Origin of the sequence: Micromonospora sp. NPDC049204, from assembly GCF_040647935.1 — a bacterium.
Taxonomy (GTDB): domain Bacteria; phylum Actinomycetota; class Actinomycetes; order Mycobacteriales; family Micromonosporaceae; genus Micromonospora.
This window is the reverse complement of record NZ_JBEZDC010000008.1, coordinates 236,299-252,218: the sequence shown is the minus strand read 5'-3', so window position 1 is coordinate 252,218 and position 15,920 is coordinate 236,299. Positions and strand designations below refer to the sequence as shown.

The window sequence follows — 15,920 nt, the reverse complement described above, 5'->3', positions numbered from 1 at the left end:
GGGTGGTCGGTTGACGGCTTTCGTGGCAATCCTGGGGAGCATGGCCGCTTCCCGCTCGCCGCTGTCGCGGCTGTTCACCGTGCTGCTCGCCGGTGTGTTGGCCGGGCTTGTCCTGGCCGTCGCCGCGCTCCCGGGCAACCTGCTGCTCGGCCTCGGCGCCCGCGCCGCGCTCGGGTCGTACGCCGCGTTGCCGGCCTCGCTGAAGACCCCCGCGACTCCGCAGCGCTCGTACCTCTACGCCAACGACGGCAAGACGCTGATCACCACGTTCTACGACGTGAACCGCACCGACGTCCCGTTGTCCGAGATCGCCCCGGTGATGCGGCAGGCGATCGTGGCGGCCGAGGACCGGCGCTTCTACGACCACGGTGGCGCTGACCTGCGCGGTCTCGCCCGCGCAGTGGTCGCGAACGTCAAGGGCGGCGGCACCGAGCAGGGCGGCTCGACGCTGACCATGCAGTACGTCCGTAACGTCCTCAAGACCGACCCCACCCGCACCGCCGAGGAGCGCGCCGCCGCCACCGACCCCACCGTCGGGCGCAAGATCCAGGAGATCCGGTACGCGAGCGCGCTGGACAAGAGCCTCGGCAAGGACGAGATTCTCGACCGGTACCTGAACATCGCCTACTTCGGCTCCGGCGCGTACGGTGTCGCCGCGGCCAGCCAGCGCTACTTCGGCAAGCCGCCGGCGCAGCTGACCCTCGGTGAGTCGGCCCTGCTCGCCGGCCTGGTGCAGTCCCCGGACGCGTACAGCCCGATCAGTGGCGACAAGGACGACGCGTTGGCCCGCCGGTCGTACGTGCTGGACTCGATGGTCGCCACCGGTGCGATCACCGCCGAGCAGGCCGCCCAGGCCAAGGCGGAGCCGCTGAACCTGCGCCCCACCGCCCAGCCCAACGGCTGCACCGCCGTCTCCCAGGGCCACGACGACTGGGGCTACTTCTGCGACTACCTGCGCCAGTGGTGGCTGACCCAACCGGCCTTCGGGGCCACCGTGGCGGAGCGCGAGCAGGCGCTGCGGTCGGGCGGCTACACCGTGGTCACCTCGCTGGACCCGAAGATCCAGGCCACCGCGCAGAAGCAGGCCACCAAGGTCTACTCCTACGACAACAAGCGCGCCCTGCCGATCGCGGCGGTCCAGCCAGGCACCGGGCAGGTGTTGGCGATGGCGGTCAACCGCCACTACAGCCTCGGCGACAACCCGGCCGGGCAGGCGAACTACCCGAACACCGTCAACCCGTTGATCTCCGGCGGAGCCAGTGTCGACGGGTACCAGGCGGGTTCGACGTTCAAGCTGTTCACCATGCTCGCCGCGCTGGAGTCGGGCCGTACCCTCTCCACCGGTTTCGACGCGCCCGCCAAGCTGCCCACCCGGTACGCCGCCGAGGGGCCGGGCAGCTGCGACGGCCACTGGTGCCCGGCGAACGCCAACCCGGACTGGATGGACGGGTACCGGATGATGTGGGACGGCTTCGGCCGCTCGGTGAACACCTACTTCGTCTGGTTGGCCGAGCAGGTCGGCCAGGACAAGGTGGTCGAGATGGCACAGCGGCTCGGCATCACGTTCCGCGCCGACTCGGACGCCGCCTTCGCGAAGAACAACGCCGCGAACTGGGGTTCGTTCACCCTCGGCGTGGCCGCCACCACGCCGCTGGACCTGGCCAACGCGTACGCCACGGTGGCCGCCGAGGGCACCTACTGCACCCCGGTGCCGGTGGTCTCGGTGACCGCCGCGGACGGCACGAAGGTGCCGGTCGGGCAGCCCTCCTGCAAGCGGGTGCTCGACCCCGACGTCGCCCGTGCCGCGACCGACGCGGCGCGCTGCCCGGTGGGTCAGCAGTCGGCGTTCGGGCAGTGCAACGGCGGTACCGCCACCGGTGTGAACGACATCCTCGACGGTCGGCCGGTGGCCGGTAAGACGGGCAGCTCGGAGCAGAACTCCACCGAGACGTTCGTCGGTTTCACCCCGCAGGTCGCGGTGGCCGGGATCGCCGCCAACCCGGACGACCCGGCCGACTCGGTGGGCTCGGCGGTGCAGGGCAAGGTGATCGACGCGGTGGCCCGGGTCATCGCCACCGCCGTGCAGGGACAGCCGAAGAAGGCGTTCGCGGCACCCAGCCACGAGTTGGCCGGCGACGCGCACCGCCCGGTGCAGCGCCCCGCGGTCCCGGACCGTCCACAGCCGCCCACCACCGAGGAGCCACGCTCGCCCCTGCAACGCTGGCTCGACCGCCGAGGCTGACCCGGCAACGTGCCGGCGCCTCCGCACCGATGGTGCGGAGGCGCCGGCCGAGGCGTGTGGATGGGCTACTTGCGCTTCAGTTGGTCGAAGTCGACGATCTGGTCCGCAGGCGGCGCTTTCAGCTCATCGAAGGTCGCGCCGAAATCGCTGAACGTGATCTGGCTGCCCGCGTCCGCGCCGTTGCCCTCCACCCGGACCGGGTACGGCTCACCGGTGGTGGCGATGTAGAGCGTGCCGTCCTTGTCGCCGTCGACGAGGCCGATCGTCTTCATGCCGTTGATCTCCTTGGCCTCACCCTTGGTCATGGTGCCGTCGGGCTTGAGCAGCGCGTCGGCGTTAGTGACGTCGAACAGCTGGGTGAACTCGTCCTCCTTGGAGACCTTGGCCCACTTGTCACCCATCATCTTCACGATCTCACCGGACGCCTGGGCGCCGGCGCTCTTCGCCCAGAACTTCTCGTCCGGCCGGATGTACTGCTGGCCGCCCACCGCGAGCAGCTCCACGGTGCCCTCGGTCGTGGACACTTGACCGGCCAGGTCAGTGCCGGTCCTCTTCAAGTCGAGGGTCATCTTCTGGCCGTCGTCGACTATGTCCCCCGCCAGGCGGTAGGACTTCGCGTTCTGCACCGCCGTCGTGGCGCGCTGAAGCGCCTCGTTCGGTTCGAGCGCGGCGACACCGTTGTCCTTCGAGGCATTCGATGCCGGCTCTCCGCCGTCACCGTCGCCGCCGCCGCAGCCGGCCAGCAACGCCATCGCCACCACGGCGACCATGCCTCGTCTGATTGTCGTCGATCTCATCGTCGGCTCCCTCATGCCACCCCCCGTGGGTGAGCAGACAGCCAGGTACCCATGATCGATCGCGGGCAATCCCTCGATGTGTCGGAGATCCCGGATCAGTGCGGAGTCCTCCGGTCAGCCCTTGCGGCGGCGCGGGCGGTAGCTCGCGAGCGTCGACGGGATGCCCCGGCGGATGATGCCGGCCCAGTCGGTGTCGCCGCGCAGCACCGCCGCCGCGGTCTTGCGGGCCTGTTCGACGGTGAAGTGCGGCGGCAGCATCAGCTCGGCGGGGTCGACCAGGGCGTTGATGACCACCGGTCGATCGGCGGCGAGCGCCCGCTCCCAGACCGCCGGCACCTGCTCCGGAGAGTCGACCAGCTCACCGTGCAGCCCGAGCACCTGTGCCCACTGGTGGTAGGCGATGTCCGGCAACTGCTGGCTGTCCGGGAACATCGGCGTCCCCTCCGAGGAACGCTGTTCCCAGCTGACGAACGCCAGATCCCGGTTGTTCAGGACCAGCACCACGAATCGTGGGTCGGCCCACCCGCGCCAGTACTTCGCCACGGTGATCAGCTCGTTGACGCCGTTCATCTGCATGGCGCCGTCACCGATAAGTGCGACGAGCGGCCGGTCCGGGTGGGCGAACTTGGCGCTCAGCGCGTACGGCATGGCACCGCCCATGGACAGCAGGGTGCCGGACAGGCTGGCCAGCATCCCGGGGCGGACCTGGAGGTGGCGGGCGTACCAGGCGGTGGTGGTGCCGCAGTCGACGGCGAGCAGCACGTCGTCGGGCAGCCGCTCGTTGAGGGTGTGGAAGAGCAGTTGCGGGTTGACCGGGTCGGCGGTCTGCTCGGCCAGGTCGCGTTGCACGCGTCGCCACGCGGAGGTGGCCTCGGCGATCTCCGCCCGCCAGGCGGTCGGCCCGGGTCCGGGGCCCAGCTCGTTCAGCAGCGCCCGCAACGTGGGGCGGGCGTCGCCGGTCAGGTTCACCTCGGTCGGGTACCGCAAACCGAGCTGGGTGCCGTCCAGGTCGATCTGCACCGCGCGGGCCTGTCCGGGCGGTGGGTAGAACTCCGAGTACGGCATGTTGCTGCCCACGATCAGCAGTCGGTCGCAGCCGGTCATCAACTGCCAGCTCGGTCGGGTGCCGAGGAGTCCGATCGCCCCGGTGACCCAGGGTTCGCGATGGTCGACGACTGTGAAACCGAGCAGGGCGGTGGCCACCCCGGCGCCGAGCCGATGGGCGATCTCGCGGACCTCCTCCTGCGCGCCCAGCGCGCCCTGCCCGACCAGCATGGCCACCCGCTGCCCACCGCTGAGCACCTCGGCGGCTCGTCGCAGGTCGGCCTCCGGCGGCACGGTGGGCGTGCTGCTCGGCACGTTGCTGGTCTGGTAGTAGCCGTGCGCGTGGGGCGGGTCCGGGATGGCCGGCTCGTCCTGGATGTCCAGGGGGAGGATCAGGGCGGTGACGGTACGTCGGGCCAGCGCGGTGCGGCACGCCCGGTCGACCAGGTGGCGTACCTGCGCCGGGTGGTCGAGCTGGGCGAGGAATGCCGCTGCCACGTCCTTGTAGAGGGAGAGCAGGTCGACCTCCTGGTAGTAGCCGCCGCCCTCCGCGGTGGTCGCGGTGTGCCCCACCAGGGCGATCACCGGTTGGTGGTCGAGCTTGGCGTCATACAGGCCGTTGAGCAGGTGGATGGCGCCCGGGCCGCTGGTCACCAGGGCGCAGCCAAGCGGTCCGCCGCCGTACTTGACGTGTGCCGACGCGGCGAAGCCGGCGGTCTCCTCGTGGCGGACCTGGATGAACTGGGCGCGACCACCTGTGCGTTGCAGCGCGGACGTGAGGCCGTTGATGCCGTCGCCGGGGTAGCCGAAGTAGCGGTGCACGCCCCAGCTGGCCAGCCGGGACACGATGTGGTCCGCGACGGTCGGGTGCCGGGGCAGGGCCCCCGCCGCACCTGCGGTGGTGTGGTCTGCGCTCACCTGGCTGATCCTCCCGGCCGGCCCGATGCTGCGCCGGTCATTGCCCTTCTTCTCCGGACAAACCACTCCGGCGGGCGGGCGTCGGAGGGCGAGGCTCGCCGTCCGGCAGAATCGTCGGGTGCCCGTCCACGAGATCACCGATCCTGACGACGACCGGATCGCCGACTACCGCGCGCTCACCGACCTCGAACTGCGCACCCGCTGGGAGCCGCCGCACGGCCTGTTCATCGCCGAGGGGGAGCTGGTGCTGCGCCGGGCGTTGCGGGCCGGCTACCCGGCCCGGTCGTACCTGGTCGACGCCAAGCGGGTCGACCAGCTCGCCGACCTGGACACCGGCGACGCGCCGGTCTACGCCGCGACGCCTGACGTGCTGGAACGGGCCACCGGTTTCCACGTACACCGGGGGGTGCTGGCGTCGTTCCACCGCCGGCCGCTGCCGACGGCGGACGAGGTGCTGGCCGCCGCGCGCCGGGTGGTGATCCTCGAGGACATCAACAACCACACCAACCTGGGTGCCGTCTTCCGGGGCGCCGCCGCACTCGGCATCGACGGGGTGTTGTTGTCGCCGACCTGCGCCGATCCGCTCTACCGGCGCAGCGTCCGGGTCAGCATGGGCGAGGTCTTCGCGGTGCCGTACGCCAAGTTCAGCCGCTGGCCGGCGGGCCTGGACCAGGTGCGGGAGGCCGGCTTCACGGTGCTGGCGTTGACCCCGGCGGCGGAGGCGCTGCCGATGCAGCGGCTCTCTCCGGACCAGCGGGCGCGGGCGGCGTTGCTGTTCGGTGCCGAGGGGCCGGGGTTGACCGGCGCGGCGCAGAGCGCCAGTGACGTTCGGGTGCGGCTCCCGATGCGACGCGGGGTGGATTCGTTGAACGTCGCTGCCGCCGCGGCGGTCGCCTTCTGGGAGCTGGGTCGCGACGACCCGCTGGACGAGAACGATTAATTCACTCCGGCTTGCATGTCCATGCGCTCTGTTGCATAATTTTCCCCGTGTCCAAGGTTCTCAGCTCCCTGCCCTCCGGCGAACGTGTCGGCATCGCCTTCTCCGGCGGCCTCGACACCTCGGTCGCGGTCGCGTGGATGCGCGACAAGGGCGCCGTGCCCTGCGCCTACACCGCCGACATCGGCCAGTACGACGAGCTTGACATCGCCTCGGTGCCCGGCCGCGCGCTCAGCTACGGCGCCGAGGTCGCCCGACTCGTCGACTGCCGCGCCGCCCTCGTCGAGGAGGGCCTGGCAGCATTGACCTGCGGGGCCTTCCACATCCGCTCGGGCGGCCGGGCGTACTTCAACACCACCCCGCTCGGTCGGGCCGTGACCGGGACCCTGCTGGTCCGGGCGATGATCTCCGACGACGTCCAGATCTGGGGCGACGGCTCGACGTTCAAGGGCAACGACATCGAGCGCTTCTACAGGTACGGCCTGCTGGCCAACCCGATGCTGCGCATCTACAAGCCGTGGCTCGACACCGCCTTCGTCACCGAACTGGGTGGGCGCAAGGAGATGTCGGAGTGGCTGCTCGAACGCGGCCTGCCCTACCGGGACAGCACCGAGAAGGCGTACTCCACCGACGCCAACATCTGGGGCGCCACGCACGAGGCGAAGACCCTTGAGCACCTCGACACCGGCATCGAGACGGTCAACCCGATCATGGGCGTCCGGTTCTGGGACCCGGCGGTGGAGATCCCGACCGAGGACGTCACCATCGGCTTCGACCAGGGCCGCCCGGTGACGATCAACGGCAAGGAGTTCGGCAACGCCGTCGACCTGGTGCTGGAGGCCAACGCCATCGGCGGCCGGCACGGCCTGGGCATGTCGGACCAGATCGAGAACCGGATCATCGAGGCCAAGAGCCGCGGCATCTACGAGGCGCCCGGCATGGCGCTGCTGCACTACGCGTACGAACGGCTGGTCAACGCCATCCACAACGAGGACACCCTGGCGAACTACCACAACGAGGGCCGTCGCCTGGGCCGGCTGATGTACGAGGGCCGCTGGCTGGACCCGCAGGCGCTGATGCTGCGCGAGTCGTTGCAGCGCTGGGTCGGCACGGCGGTCACCGGCGAGGTGACCCTGCGGCTGCGCCGGGGCGAGGACTACTCGATCCTGGACACCACCGGCCCGGCCTTCAGCTACCACCCGGACAAACTGTCGATGGAGCGTACCGAGGATTCGGCGTTCGGCCCGTCGGACCGGATCGGCCAGCTCACCATGCGCAACCTGGACATCGCCGACTCGCGGGCGAAGCTGGAGCAGTACGCCAACCTCGGCATGGTCGGCGGGGGGACCCCGCAGCGGATGGTCGGCGCCGCGCAGGCGGCCTCGACCGGGCTGATCGGCGCGATGCCGGAGGGCGGCGCGGAAGCGATCGCCTCCCGGGGCGTCGCCTCCGCCGACGACGAGGCACTTGACCGGGCCGCCATGGAGTTCGGCGTCGACTGAGCGAAACCGCGCTGACCCTCCGTGACGTCGCCCGACGAATGTCGAGATCCGGCGTCACGGAGGGTAGCGTGTCGGCCGTGTTCCCTACCGTGCGTGAGGTCCTCGCCCTGGACCCGGTCCGCCACGGCGCACCGCGCGTGGTCGCCGGGGACGCCGGGCTGGACCGGCCGGTCCGCTGGGTGCACGTCGCCGAGGTGCCGGACATCGCCACCCTGCTCGGCGGCGGCGAGTTGGTGCTCACCACCGGCATCGGCCTGCCCGGCGACGACGCCGGGCTCCGCGCGTTCATCGGGGACCTGGCCGACGTCGGCGTCTCCGGGCTCGTCGTCGAGTTGGGCCGCCGCTACGTCAGCGGGGTGCCCCGGGTGATGGTCGCCGCCGCCGAGCGGCGCGGGCTGCCCCTGGTGGAGCTGCGCCGCGCCACCCCGTTCGTGCGGATCACCGAGGCGGTACACGCCCTGATCGTCGACGCGCAGCTCACCGAGCTGCGCGCCACCGAGGAGATCCACCAGCGCTTCAACGACCTGTCCGTCGAGGGCGCCGACGCCGCCGAGGTGATCCGGCAGGCCGCCGAGCTGTCCGGTTGCCCGGTGGTGTTGGAGAACCTGTCCCGCCAGGTGCTGGGTTACGACCCGGCGGGGGAGAGCGCCGAACTGCTGTTGGACGGCTGGGAGCAGCACTCGCGGCGGATCCGACCGGCCGGTCGGACCGCGTACGACCCGGACAGCGGCTGGCTGGTGACCGTCGTCGGCGCCCGGGGGCAGGACTGGGGGCGGCTGCTGCTGCGCTGGCCGGCCAGCGGCGACGTGCCCAGCGCCCAGTCCAGCGAGCCGATCGCCGGCCCGCCCACCCGGTTGACCATCCTGATCGAGCGGGCCGCGTCCACCCTCGCGCTGGGCCGGTTGATCCGCCGCGACGCCGAAGGGCTGGAACGGCAGATCCACCGCACCCTGCTCACCGCGCTCCTCGACCACTCCCGACCGGTGGACGAGATCGCGCTGCGGGCCAAGGCGCTCGGCGTGGTGCTCGACCGTCGGCACCTGGTGGGCGTGATGGTCCGACACCGGGCTGAGGACCCGGGCGGGGAGAGCGGCCCGGAGGCCGCGCAGGCCCGGCTGCGGGACCTGTCCGAGGCGGTCGGCCAGACGCTGCGCGAGGCGAAGCTGACCGGGCTCACCAGCGCGGTCGACGACAACTCGGTGGGTGTGCTGCTGGCCCTGACCGACCCGGCCGCCGAGGACCGCGCGCTGTCCGCGTTCGCCAGCGCACTGCGTCGGGTACGCCTCGACTCCGGCGCGGGGCGGGTGACCTCCGGTGGCGACGCGCCCCGGTCGGCGGCCACTGCCGAACCGCTCGCTGTCGATCCGCACCGGGTTGCTGGTCCGGGTGCCGTGATCGTGGCCGCCGGCTCCGGGGTGGGGAGCCTGCGCGAGGCCCGACGGTCGTTGGTCGAGGCGCGGCAGATCGCCGAGGCGGCCCGGCAGGACCGGCGGGACCTGCCGATCTTCCGGCTACCGCACGTCGGGCTGGCCGGGCTGCTGCACCTGCTGCGCGACGAGCCCCGGTTGCAGACCTTCGTGGAACGCGAACTCGGCGCTCTGCTGGAGTACGACGCCCGCCACCCCCGGGAGCAGTTGCTCGACACCCTGCGCGCGTACCTGGAGCAGGGGCGCAACAAGACCGCGGGCGCCGCTGCCGCCCACCTGTCCCGGCCGGCGTTCTACGAGCGCCTGGCCCGCATCGCCCGCATCCTCGACGTGGACCTCGACTCGGTAGAGGCCACCCTCTCCCTACACGTAGCCCTACTGGCCCTAAAAGCAGTCCGAACCCCCTGACCAGCCTCGGTGATCAAGAGGTTCGCGTCAGAAATCCCAGTCCTGCTGACGCAAACCTCTTGATCACCGGTGCGAGGCGGGGCGGGCTGGGGGCGGGGCGGTGGCGGGGGTGGGGTGGGTGGGTGGGTGGGTGGGGTTAGAGGAGGGGGGTTAGGGCTTTGGCGTAGGTGGGGGGGATGTGGTTGGGGCCGCCGGGGGTGAAGACGTCCGAGTGGGCCACCGCGGACCAGGCTGTCTCGGGGACGGCGTCGACCAGGGCTCGGATCACCGGGGCGTCGCGCCACTGGTCCTGTTCGGCGAGCAGGCCGAGGGCCACCACCGACTCCTCGACCTCGCCCACGCACTCGAACGGCTTGTGCCCGTCCACGCCCAGCAGTTCGCGGTAGCCGGGGATCTGCGACTCGTCGGCGAGCAGGTCGCCGCCGAAGATGTGGGTGATCCGCTCACGCGGCATGAACGGTGCCATGGCCAGGAAGACGAACCGGCACTTCGGGCAGTCCCGGCACCAGCGCTCGCTCGCGTTCCGCAGCTTGAACGCGGCGTTGCAGCTGGTCACCACGTCGTCGTACCTGGTGAAGTCGGCGAACAGCCGGGCGATGTGCAGCTCGGACAGCGAGCGCAGCAGCGAGAAGTACGGTTCGGTCAGGCCGGCGTGCTCGGCCAACGACGCCCGCAGGAGCCCCTCCGCCTCGACACCCTTGGACCACTGGTGGTTGATCTCGTGGCCGTCCCAGACCAGGTTCGGGTCGGACGCGGAGCGCTCGTTCGACATCACCACCGGTCCCAGCCCGTGCAGCACCGCGGTCGCCACCGCGATCAGCGAGTTGATCGCGGTCACCGGGATGTGCCCGTTCAGCGCGCCGGCCGCGTTCAGGTCGAACAGCACCGGGTCGATCCGCCGGCGGGCGGCCAGCGGGATCAGCCCGGACGCCTCGTTCACCGAGACGATCACGTGGTTCGGGTTGACCGAGAACGGCACAGGGTCGAACTCGGCCTGGCGCAGCGCCTCCAGGCTGACGATCGAGTCCTTGCCACCACCCACCGCCGAGAGCGGACGACGGTCGGAGTCGTCGTACACGCGCGGGGGCTCCGGCGAGCCGGCCGGCACCTCCGGGCGTAGCTGGAGCACGTGCGGCAGTTGGTTGCGGTACGCGTACTCGGCGAGGCCCTTGGTGTAGACGGCCGTGACGTAGTCGACGGTGGCCGCGCCCAGCGGCGCAGGCAGTACGAGCCGGGGCGGTGCGGCGGTCTTGTAGTAGCTGACCCCGGCGACGAGGTGCAGCACCTCCAGCACCCGGCCGAGGGTCGCCACCGTCTCGTCCGACGGCGGCTCGGCCGGTAGCGGGAGGGTGATCACCTCGGTGAACCGCTGCTCACCGGCCGGACCGGTCAGGGCGTAGTCGAACAACACCTCGCCAGTGGCGAAGTCGATCGAGTAGGACGGGAAGGTGAAGGCGTCCATCCGCCGGAGCTGCTCGTTGGGCACACGCCATACTAGGCCCTGGTTCGTCCGGCCGTGTCCGGACCGGCCCCGTCCTGCCGCCGCCGCGATCCCCGAGGAGAGCCCTGTGCGCCTGTCTGACCTGCGCGGACGTACCGTCGCCGTCTGGGGCACCGGCCGGGAGGGCCGGGCCGCTGTGACCGCCATCGCCGCGCACGGCCCGGCCGAGTTGGTCGCCGTCGACGACAGCGCGAACTTCCTGTCACTGCCCTGGGACGGCCCGCTGGCCGAGGCGGCGCCGCTGGTCACCGGCGAGGCGGGCTTCGAGCGGCTGGCCGCCGCCGACGTGGTGGTCCGCTCTCCGGGTGTGCCGCAGACCCACCCGTGGCTCGTCGAGCTGCGCCGACGCGGCGGCCTGGTCACCCAGGGCACCGCGCTGTGGATGGCCGACCACGCCGCGCGCACCGTCGGGGTCACCGGCAGCAAGGGCAAGAGCACCACCTCCAGCCTGATCAGCCACCTGCTCACCGCGACGGGCCGGCCGAACGTCTTCGGCGGCAACATCGGGGTGCCGACCCTGGACCTGCCGGAGGCGGAGCTGTACGTGCTGGAGCTGTCCAGCTACCAGTGCAGCGATCTCACCGACTCGCCCCGCGTGGCGGTCGTCACCGCGCTCTTCCCCGAGCACCTGGACGCGCACGGTGGGGAGCGGGAGTACTACCGGGACAAGCTCAACCTGCTCGCCCACGACCCGCAGACGATCGTCGTCAACGGCGGGGACCCGCGACTCGCCGCCGAGCTGGGGGACCTGCCGGCCATCCGCGCCGGCCGTCCCGACAGCGTCCACGTCGCCGCCGGCGGTGACGGTACGCCGTGGTTCCACCTCGGCGACCAGCCGCTGTTCCCGCGTGCCGTGCTGCCGCTGGTGGGTCGGCACAACGAGGGCAACCTGTGCGTCGCGCTCGCCGTGCTCGACGCGCTCGGCATGGACGTGGTGACCGAGAAGGATCACCTCGCCGTCGCGGTCGCCGAGTTCCAGGGGCTGGCCCACCGGCTCACCGAGATCACCGACCCGTCCGGGTTGACGTTCGTCGACGACACCCTGGCCACCAGCCCGTACGCGGCGATGCACGCCATCGACGCGTACGACGGGCGGCCGTTGACGGTGATCGTCGGGGGCAACGACCGGGGTCTGGACTACACCCCGTTGGCCGAGCACCTGGCCGAACGGGAGTTGACGGTCATCGGGATCCCGGACAGCGGCACCCGCATCGTCGAGGTGCTCGCCGGCCTGCCGAAGGTGCGTACCGAACTGGTCGACGACCTGGTCGACGCGGTCCGGCTGTCCCGCGAGGTGACCCCGGCCGGCGGGGTGGTGCTGCTGTCGCCGGCCGCGCCCAGCTACGGCCGGTTCCGCAACTTCGAGCACCGTTCCGAGGTCTTCGCGCAGGCGGTCGCCGACACCGCCGGCTGAGCGAGACTCAGGCGGTGCGCAGGGCGCGCATCGAGCGGATCGCCGAGCGGATCTCCTGGAGGTAGCGGCCGGGCGTGAGCGTCTGCTCGGGCAGCACCGCCAGGTCGGCGAGCGTCGGGTCCACCCCCACCGTCTCGATGCCGCATCCGTAGGGCAGGGCCAGGGTGCGCAGCGCGTCGGAGTGCTGGAACGGCACGTAGATCGGCGCGGTGACCATCAGCACCTCATCACCCGGGGCGAGCCGGACGTGGCCGGCCCAGAACCGCTGGGTGTCGGCGGTGTGTGCCCGCCGCCGGTCCGGCTCGCTGGACGGCGCCGCCAGCACCCGGATCGGCGGCAGCCCGTCCGGCCGGTAGGTCCGCGACGACCAGGAGTGGTGTGGGTGGCCGGCGTCGACGCCGGCCTGCTCCGCCGGGTCGGCCACCCCGAACACCCGCCGGACGGCGGTGTCCAGCACGTCCACCTCGGTGTCGTCGGGCGGGAGGCCCGCGTCGGCGAGCGTCCGGCGTTCCCACTCCGACAACGGCCGGAAGCTGCCCAGGACGGCGACCTCGCCAGTCACCGGAAGGCCGGCGCGGAGCAGGTGCGCGGCGTACCCGACGCGTCGTACGCAGGCGTGCGCCAGGCCACCGAGCACCACCAGGTGGGCGTACGCCGGCCGGGTCGGCGGCATCGGGTGGATCAACCCGAGCGCGGCAGCCGCGTCCAGGACCAGCGCCGCGGTGGTCGGGTCGAGGTCGGGTTCCCGGGCGTCGGGTCGCTCCCGCCCGCCCCGGAAGTCCCAGTGTCGGGCGGAGAAGTCGTCCAGGAACCGCAGCACCTCGTCGAGGTCACCGGCCGGCCAGTCGCCGCCGAACCGGCGGACCAGGTCGCGGAGCGGGGCGGAGCACACCCAGGCCCGGATCTCCGCCGCGATCCGTTCGGCGTCCGCTCCGGTCGACCGGGCCGCGTCGGCTCTCTGCACCCGCCGGATGCTACCGGCCCGCTGCGGCGGGGCCGCTGGTTGTGGCTGCTGTCTACGCTGTCGGGAGCGGCTGATTGGGGGATCTCGATGACCCGTGACGTGGCCCGTCAGCGGTTACGGGACCAGGGCGGCGGCTTCCTTCGCCTGGTGGCGCACACCGACCCGGTGGCACTTGTCGGCATCACGCTGTCGATCACTCTCAGCGTCGCGCTCGACCTCAGCGACGCCGCCTCCGGGGTGGAGTCGCTGCTGGCCGGCCTGATGGGCATCACCATCTCGCTGTTGGTCGACTCACTGGCCCGCGCGGAGCGCCGCTTTCACCTGCGCACCCTGCTGGACGGCCCGCCCTGGCTGGTCCGCTCCACCACGGAGCTGGCCGGGGCCATGCGGGCAGCGGCCGAGCAGCACGCCGGCACCCGGGTCGCGGTGGAGGCGGAGCGGCGGTACGAGCAGTTCCGGCTGGAGGCCGAGCAGCTCGCGGACGGTCGGATCATCCGGCGCGGCGACGAGGACGAGGACCTGGTCGGCGCGACCCGCACCTGCGTGCGACGACTGGACGCCCTGACCAACGTGATGCCCCGGGTGAGCGGGGAGCTCAGCTGGTGGCGCAGCGAGATCGGCCGGCGCTACTGGGCGGCCAACCTGGAGGCGCTGGAGCGGGGTGTCCAGATCACCAGGGTCTTCGTCTACGCCACGCTGAGCGACGAGCTGACCGCACTCGTGCGGCAGCAGCGCGCCGCCGGTGCGCGGGTGGGTCTGCTGCCCCTCGGTGTGGTCAGTCCACACCTGCACGTCAATTTGGCACTGTGGGACGGGTCGAGCTGTTGGGAGGCCCACATGACCGCGCACGGCGAGATCGGCGAGAACCAGTTCTCGGTCAACCGTACGGACGTCGCCCGGCTCACCCGCGTGTTCGACCTCTGCGCGAACGCCGCGACCTTCCAGGACTGAACGGCCCCATCCCGGGGCGGAGACGGGTGAGCCATGACGCTGAGCGGGGTCCTGCTGGTGACGGCGGTGGTCTGGGCCGTCAGCGTGATCCGCTCGGTCCGGCTCCGGGCGCTGGTCTACAGCCTGCCGTTGCCGATGACGCTCGCCCTGGTCAGCACCGACCACCGGGTCGACGGCGCGCAGTTGCTCGGTGTGCTCGGGCTCAACCTCTTCTTCGTCACGGTGGCGGTGACCCATCACCGGTTGCGTTGGCCGATCCTGCTCGCCGACGGCGCGGGGATCGCCGTCTACGTGGCGCTCAGTGCCGGGCTGTTGGCCGTCCGTGTCCCGTTCGAGGCGGCCCTCGCCGGCACGCTCGCACTGTGGCTGGCGGCCATGCTGCTGCTACGCCGCCGTGCCGCCCGCCCGCGCGCCGACGCCGCCACGGACGCCGACGCGGATCCGGTCGCCGGTGCCGAGGCGCGTTCGGACGGGCTGCCGGTGCTGCTCAAGTTGGTAGTGATCTTCGTCGGGGCGATCCTCACCACGCTGCTCGGCGCCGTGTTGCGCGGCATGGTGGTGACGTTCCCGTACTCGGGGGTGCTGGTCGCCGTCGAGGCTCGTCGTCAGCTGCCGGAGTTCAGCTGGCACTTTGCCCGCAACAGCCTCGGGCTCGTCGGCTTCCTCACCGCGTACCACTACGTTCAGGACATCTCGCCGACCGTGGCACTCGGCGCCGGCTGGGCGGCCTTCGCGGTGGTCGCGGTCGCCCTGCACCTGCCGTCGCGCGCCCGCGGTGCCGCGCAGGCCCGCCCGGCGAGCCGTCCGCCGAGGTCACTGCGGCCGGCGGCCGAGCCACCCACACCTACCGGCCTGCCCTGACCAGTTCGGCGACGCGGGCGAGGGGTTCGGCGTACGCGGGCCAGTCGAGACCGTCCACGCTGAGCGTGGCGCGGCGGCGGACCCGTCCACCGCGCCCGCGCGCACGATCGCGGTCAGCAGGTCGTACGACCAGGTGGGCTCCAGCAGCGTACGAAGCGCGGGCACCTCGGGCCGGAGCAGCGACAACGCGCCGACGAGGGCGGCGGCGGCCCAGTTCGAGGTGCCGCCGACGAGCAGCGCGTCCGCGCCCACCACACACCGGATCCGCTCGCCCGAGGCGACCACCCGTCCGACCAGTTCCGCCGGCAGTCGGCCCATGCCCAGTTCGTTGCCGCCGTCGCCGATGCCGATCCGGAAGGCCGACCCGGAGGCGTAGAGCCGGTCCAGGGGTGCGGTGTGCGCGCTGATGTCCTCGCCACGCATGTTGCGGGGCCGACCGTCCACCCCGGGGCCGACGCGCTCACAGGCGATGAGGTGCGTCAGTCGGGAGTACCGGGGGAGCAGGGCGGCGGCCCACTCCTCGTACCCCCGCAGTGGCGCGACGTCCACCGGCAGACCCGGCGCGGCCGCGGCGACGGCCGCCTCGACCACCGGGGCGCACGGCTCGTCGGTGACGAGCCGGCACCGGCCGCCGAGAAGGCGTACCGCGGCGGCGATCTGGACCGCGCCGAGCGGGCCGTCGGTCTCCGCGGCGGGCGGTTCGGCGCCGGGGATGAAGAACCCGGTGAACACCGCGGCGTCCGGCGCGGCAGCGCAGGCGAGCGACCGGGCGGCGGCCAGCAGTCCGCCGGCGACGGGCGCGGCCAGCGCCTCGCTGCCCCGGCCCACCTCGCGCGCGGCGACGCGTTCCAGCTCGGCGATCGTCTGTTCGATGTGCACCGTGGGCCTCCTCGGCGCCAGGGGACCGACCCAGGGTAGCCGTGCCCGGCCAGGGCGCGGCCCACCCCGACCCGG

Annotated in this window: 12 protein-coding genes; 7 read left to right on the top strand and 5 right to left on the bottom strand. The window is 72.1% G+C overall.

The annotated features are described in order from the left end of the window. Positions 1-40: 40 nt before the first annotated feature. Positions 41-2,242 (top strand): transglycosylase domain-containing protein, encoded by a 2,202-nt coding sequence (locus AB0A90_RS18020; protein ID WP_357248635.1) that lies wholly within the window; start codon positions 41-43, stop codon positions 2,240-2,242. A gap of 65 nt (positions 2,243-2,307) precedes the next feature. Here the strand turns inward: AB0A90_RS18020 and AB0A90_RS18015 are convergent, their stop codons facing one another. Beyond that, the gene (locus AB0A90_RS18015) at positions 2,308-3,039 is read right to left on the bottom strand and encodes a hypothetical protein (RefSeq protein WP_357248632.1); all 732 of its coding nucleotides are present in this window, start codon (positions 3,037-3,039) and stop codon (positions 2,308-2,310) included. A gap of 114 nt (positions 3,040-3,153) precedes the next feature. Next, positions 3,154-5,001: a thiamine pyrophosphate-requiring protein gene (locus AB0A90_RS18010; RefSeq protein ID WP_357248629.1), complete on the bottom strand. Its 1,848-nt coding sequence runs from the start codon at positions 4,999-5,001 to the stop codon at positions 3,154-3,156. A 25-nt stretch (positions 5,002-5,026) separates the two neighbouring features. Between AB0A90_RS18010 and AB0A90_RS18005 the strand changes: the two genes are divergently transcribed. From AB0A90_RS18005 to AB0A90_RS17995, 3 genes are read left to right on the top strand one after another with little or no spacing between them, the layout of a single operon-like run. Then, positions 5,027-5,941 (top strand): RNA methyltransferase, encoded by a 915-nt coding sequence (locus tag AB0A90_RS18005; RefSeq protein WP_357248803.1) that lies wholly within the window; start codon positions 5,027-5,029, stop codon positions 5,939-5,941. Positions 5,942-5,988: 47 nt separating this feature from the next. Further along, on the top strand, positions 5,989-7,440 hold the full coding sequence (gene argG / locus AB0A90_RS18000; protein ID WP_357248626.1) for an argininosuccinate synthase: 1,452 nt from the start codon (positions 5,989-5,991) through the stop codon (positions 7,438-7,440). A gap of 38 nt (positions 7,441-7,478) precedes the next feature. Next, a complete protein-coding gene (locus tag AB0A90_RS17995; RefSeq protein ID WP_357248623.1) occupies positions 7,479-9,275 on the top strand; it encodes a PucR family transcriptional regulator ligand-binding domain-containing protein in 1,797 nt (598 codons plus the stop codon). A gap of 136 nt (positions 9,276-9,411) precedes the next feature. Here AB0A90_RS17995 and AB0A90_RS17990 read toward each other — a convergent pair whose 3' ends face one another. After that, the gene (locus tag AB0A90_RS17990; protein WP_357248620.1) at positions 9,412-10,761 is read right to left on the bottom strand and encodes a hypothetical protein; all 1,350 of its coding nucleotides are present in this window, start codon (positions 10,759-10,761) and stop codon (positions 9,412-9,414) included. An 82-nt stretch (positions 10,762-10,843) separates the two neighbouring features. On the opposite strand from AB0A90_RS17990, the gene murD reads away from it, so the two are divergent. Further along, positions 10,844-12,190 (top strand): UDP-N-acetylmuramoyl-L-alanine--D-glutamate ligase, encoded by a 1,347-nt coding sequence (gene murD, locus AB0A90_RS17985; protein WP_357248617.1) that lies wholly within the window; start codon positions 10,844-10,846, stop codon positions 12,188-12,190. Between the two features lie 7 nt (positions 12,191-12,197). Here murD and AB0A90_RS17980 read toward each other — a convergent pair whose 3' ends face one another. Next, positions 12,198-13,154, bottom strand: coding sequence for a hypothetical protein (locus AB0A90_RS17980; RefSeq protein ID WP_357248614.1), 957 nt, complete (start codon positions 13,152-13,154; stop codon positions 12,198-12,200). Positions 13,155-13,241: 87 nt separating this feature from the next. On the opposite strand from AB0A90_RS17980, the gene AB0A90_RS17975 reads away from it, so the two are divergent. Then, the gene (locus AB0A90_RS17975) at positions 13,242-14,105 is read left to right on the top strand and encodes a hypothetical protein (RefSeq protein ID WP_357248611.1); all 864 of its coding nucleotides are present in this window, start codon (positions 13,242-13,244) and stop codon (positions 14,103-14,105) included. A gap of 33 nt (positions 14,106-14,138) precedes the next feature. After that, positions 14,139-14,966 carry a hypothetical protein gene (locus tag AB0A90_RS17970; RefSeq protein ID WP_357248608.1) on the top strand — a complete coding sequence of 276 codons (828 nt, stop codon included), beginning with the start codon at positions 14,139-14,141 and terminating at the stop codon, positions 14,964-14,966. Here the strand turns inward: AB0A90_RS17970 and AB0A90_RS17965 are convergent. After that, positions 14,919-15,845 (bottom strand): glutamate cyclase domain-containing protein, encoded by a 927-nt coding sequence (locus AB0A90_RS17965; protein WP_357248606.1) that lies wholly within the window; start codon positions 15,843-15,845, stop codon positions 14,919-14,921. The two genes, AB0A90_RS17970 and AB0A90_RS17965, sit on opposite strands and share 48 nt — an antisense overlap. Positions 15,846-15,920: the final 75 nt, after the last annotated feature.

Bases quoted from the DNA above. Each gene is read 5' to 3' on its own strand.
- AB0A90_RS18020 (WP_357248635.1), top strand. From the start codon at position 41: ATGGCCGCTTCCCGCTCGCCGCTGTCGCGGCTGTTCACCGTGCTGCTC.
- AB0A90_RS18015 (WP_357248632.1), bottom strand. From the start codon at position 3,039: ATGAGATCGACGACAATCAGACGAGGCATGGTCGCCGTGGTGGCGATG.
- AB0A90_RS18005 (WP_357248803.1), top strand. From the start codon at position 5,027: ATGCTGCGCCGGTCATTGCCCTTCTTCTCCGGACAAACCACTCCGGCG.
- AB0A90_RS17995 (WP_357248623.1), top strand. From the start codon at position 7,479: ATGTCGAGATCCGGCGTCACGGAGGGTAGCGTGTCGGCCGTGTTCCCT.
- AB0A90_RS17975 (WP_357248611.1), top strand. From the start codon at position 13,242: ATGACCCGTGACGTGGCCCGTCAGCGGTTACGGGACCAGGGCGGCGGC.
- AB0A90_RS17970 (WP_357248608.1), top strand. From the start codon at position 14,139: ATGACGCTGAGCGGGGTCCTGCTGGTGACGGCGGTGGTCTGGGCCGTC.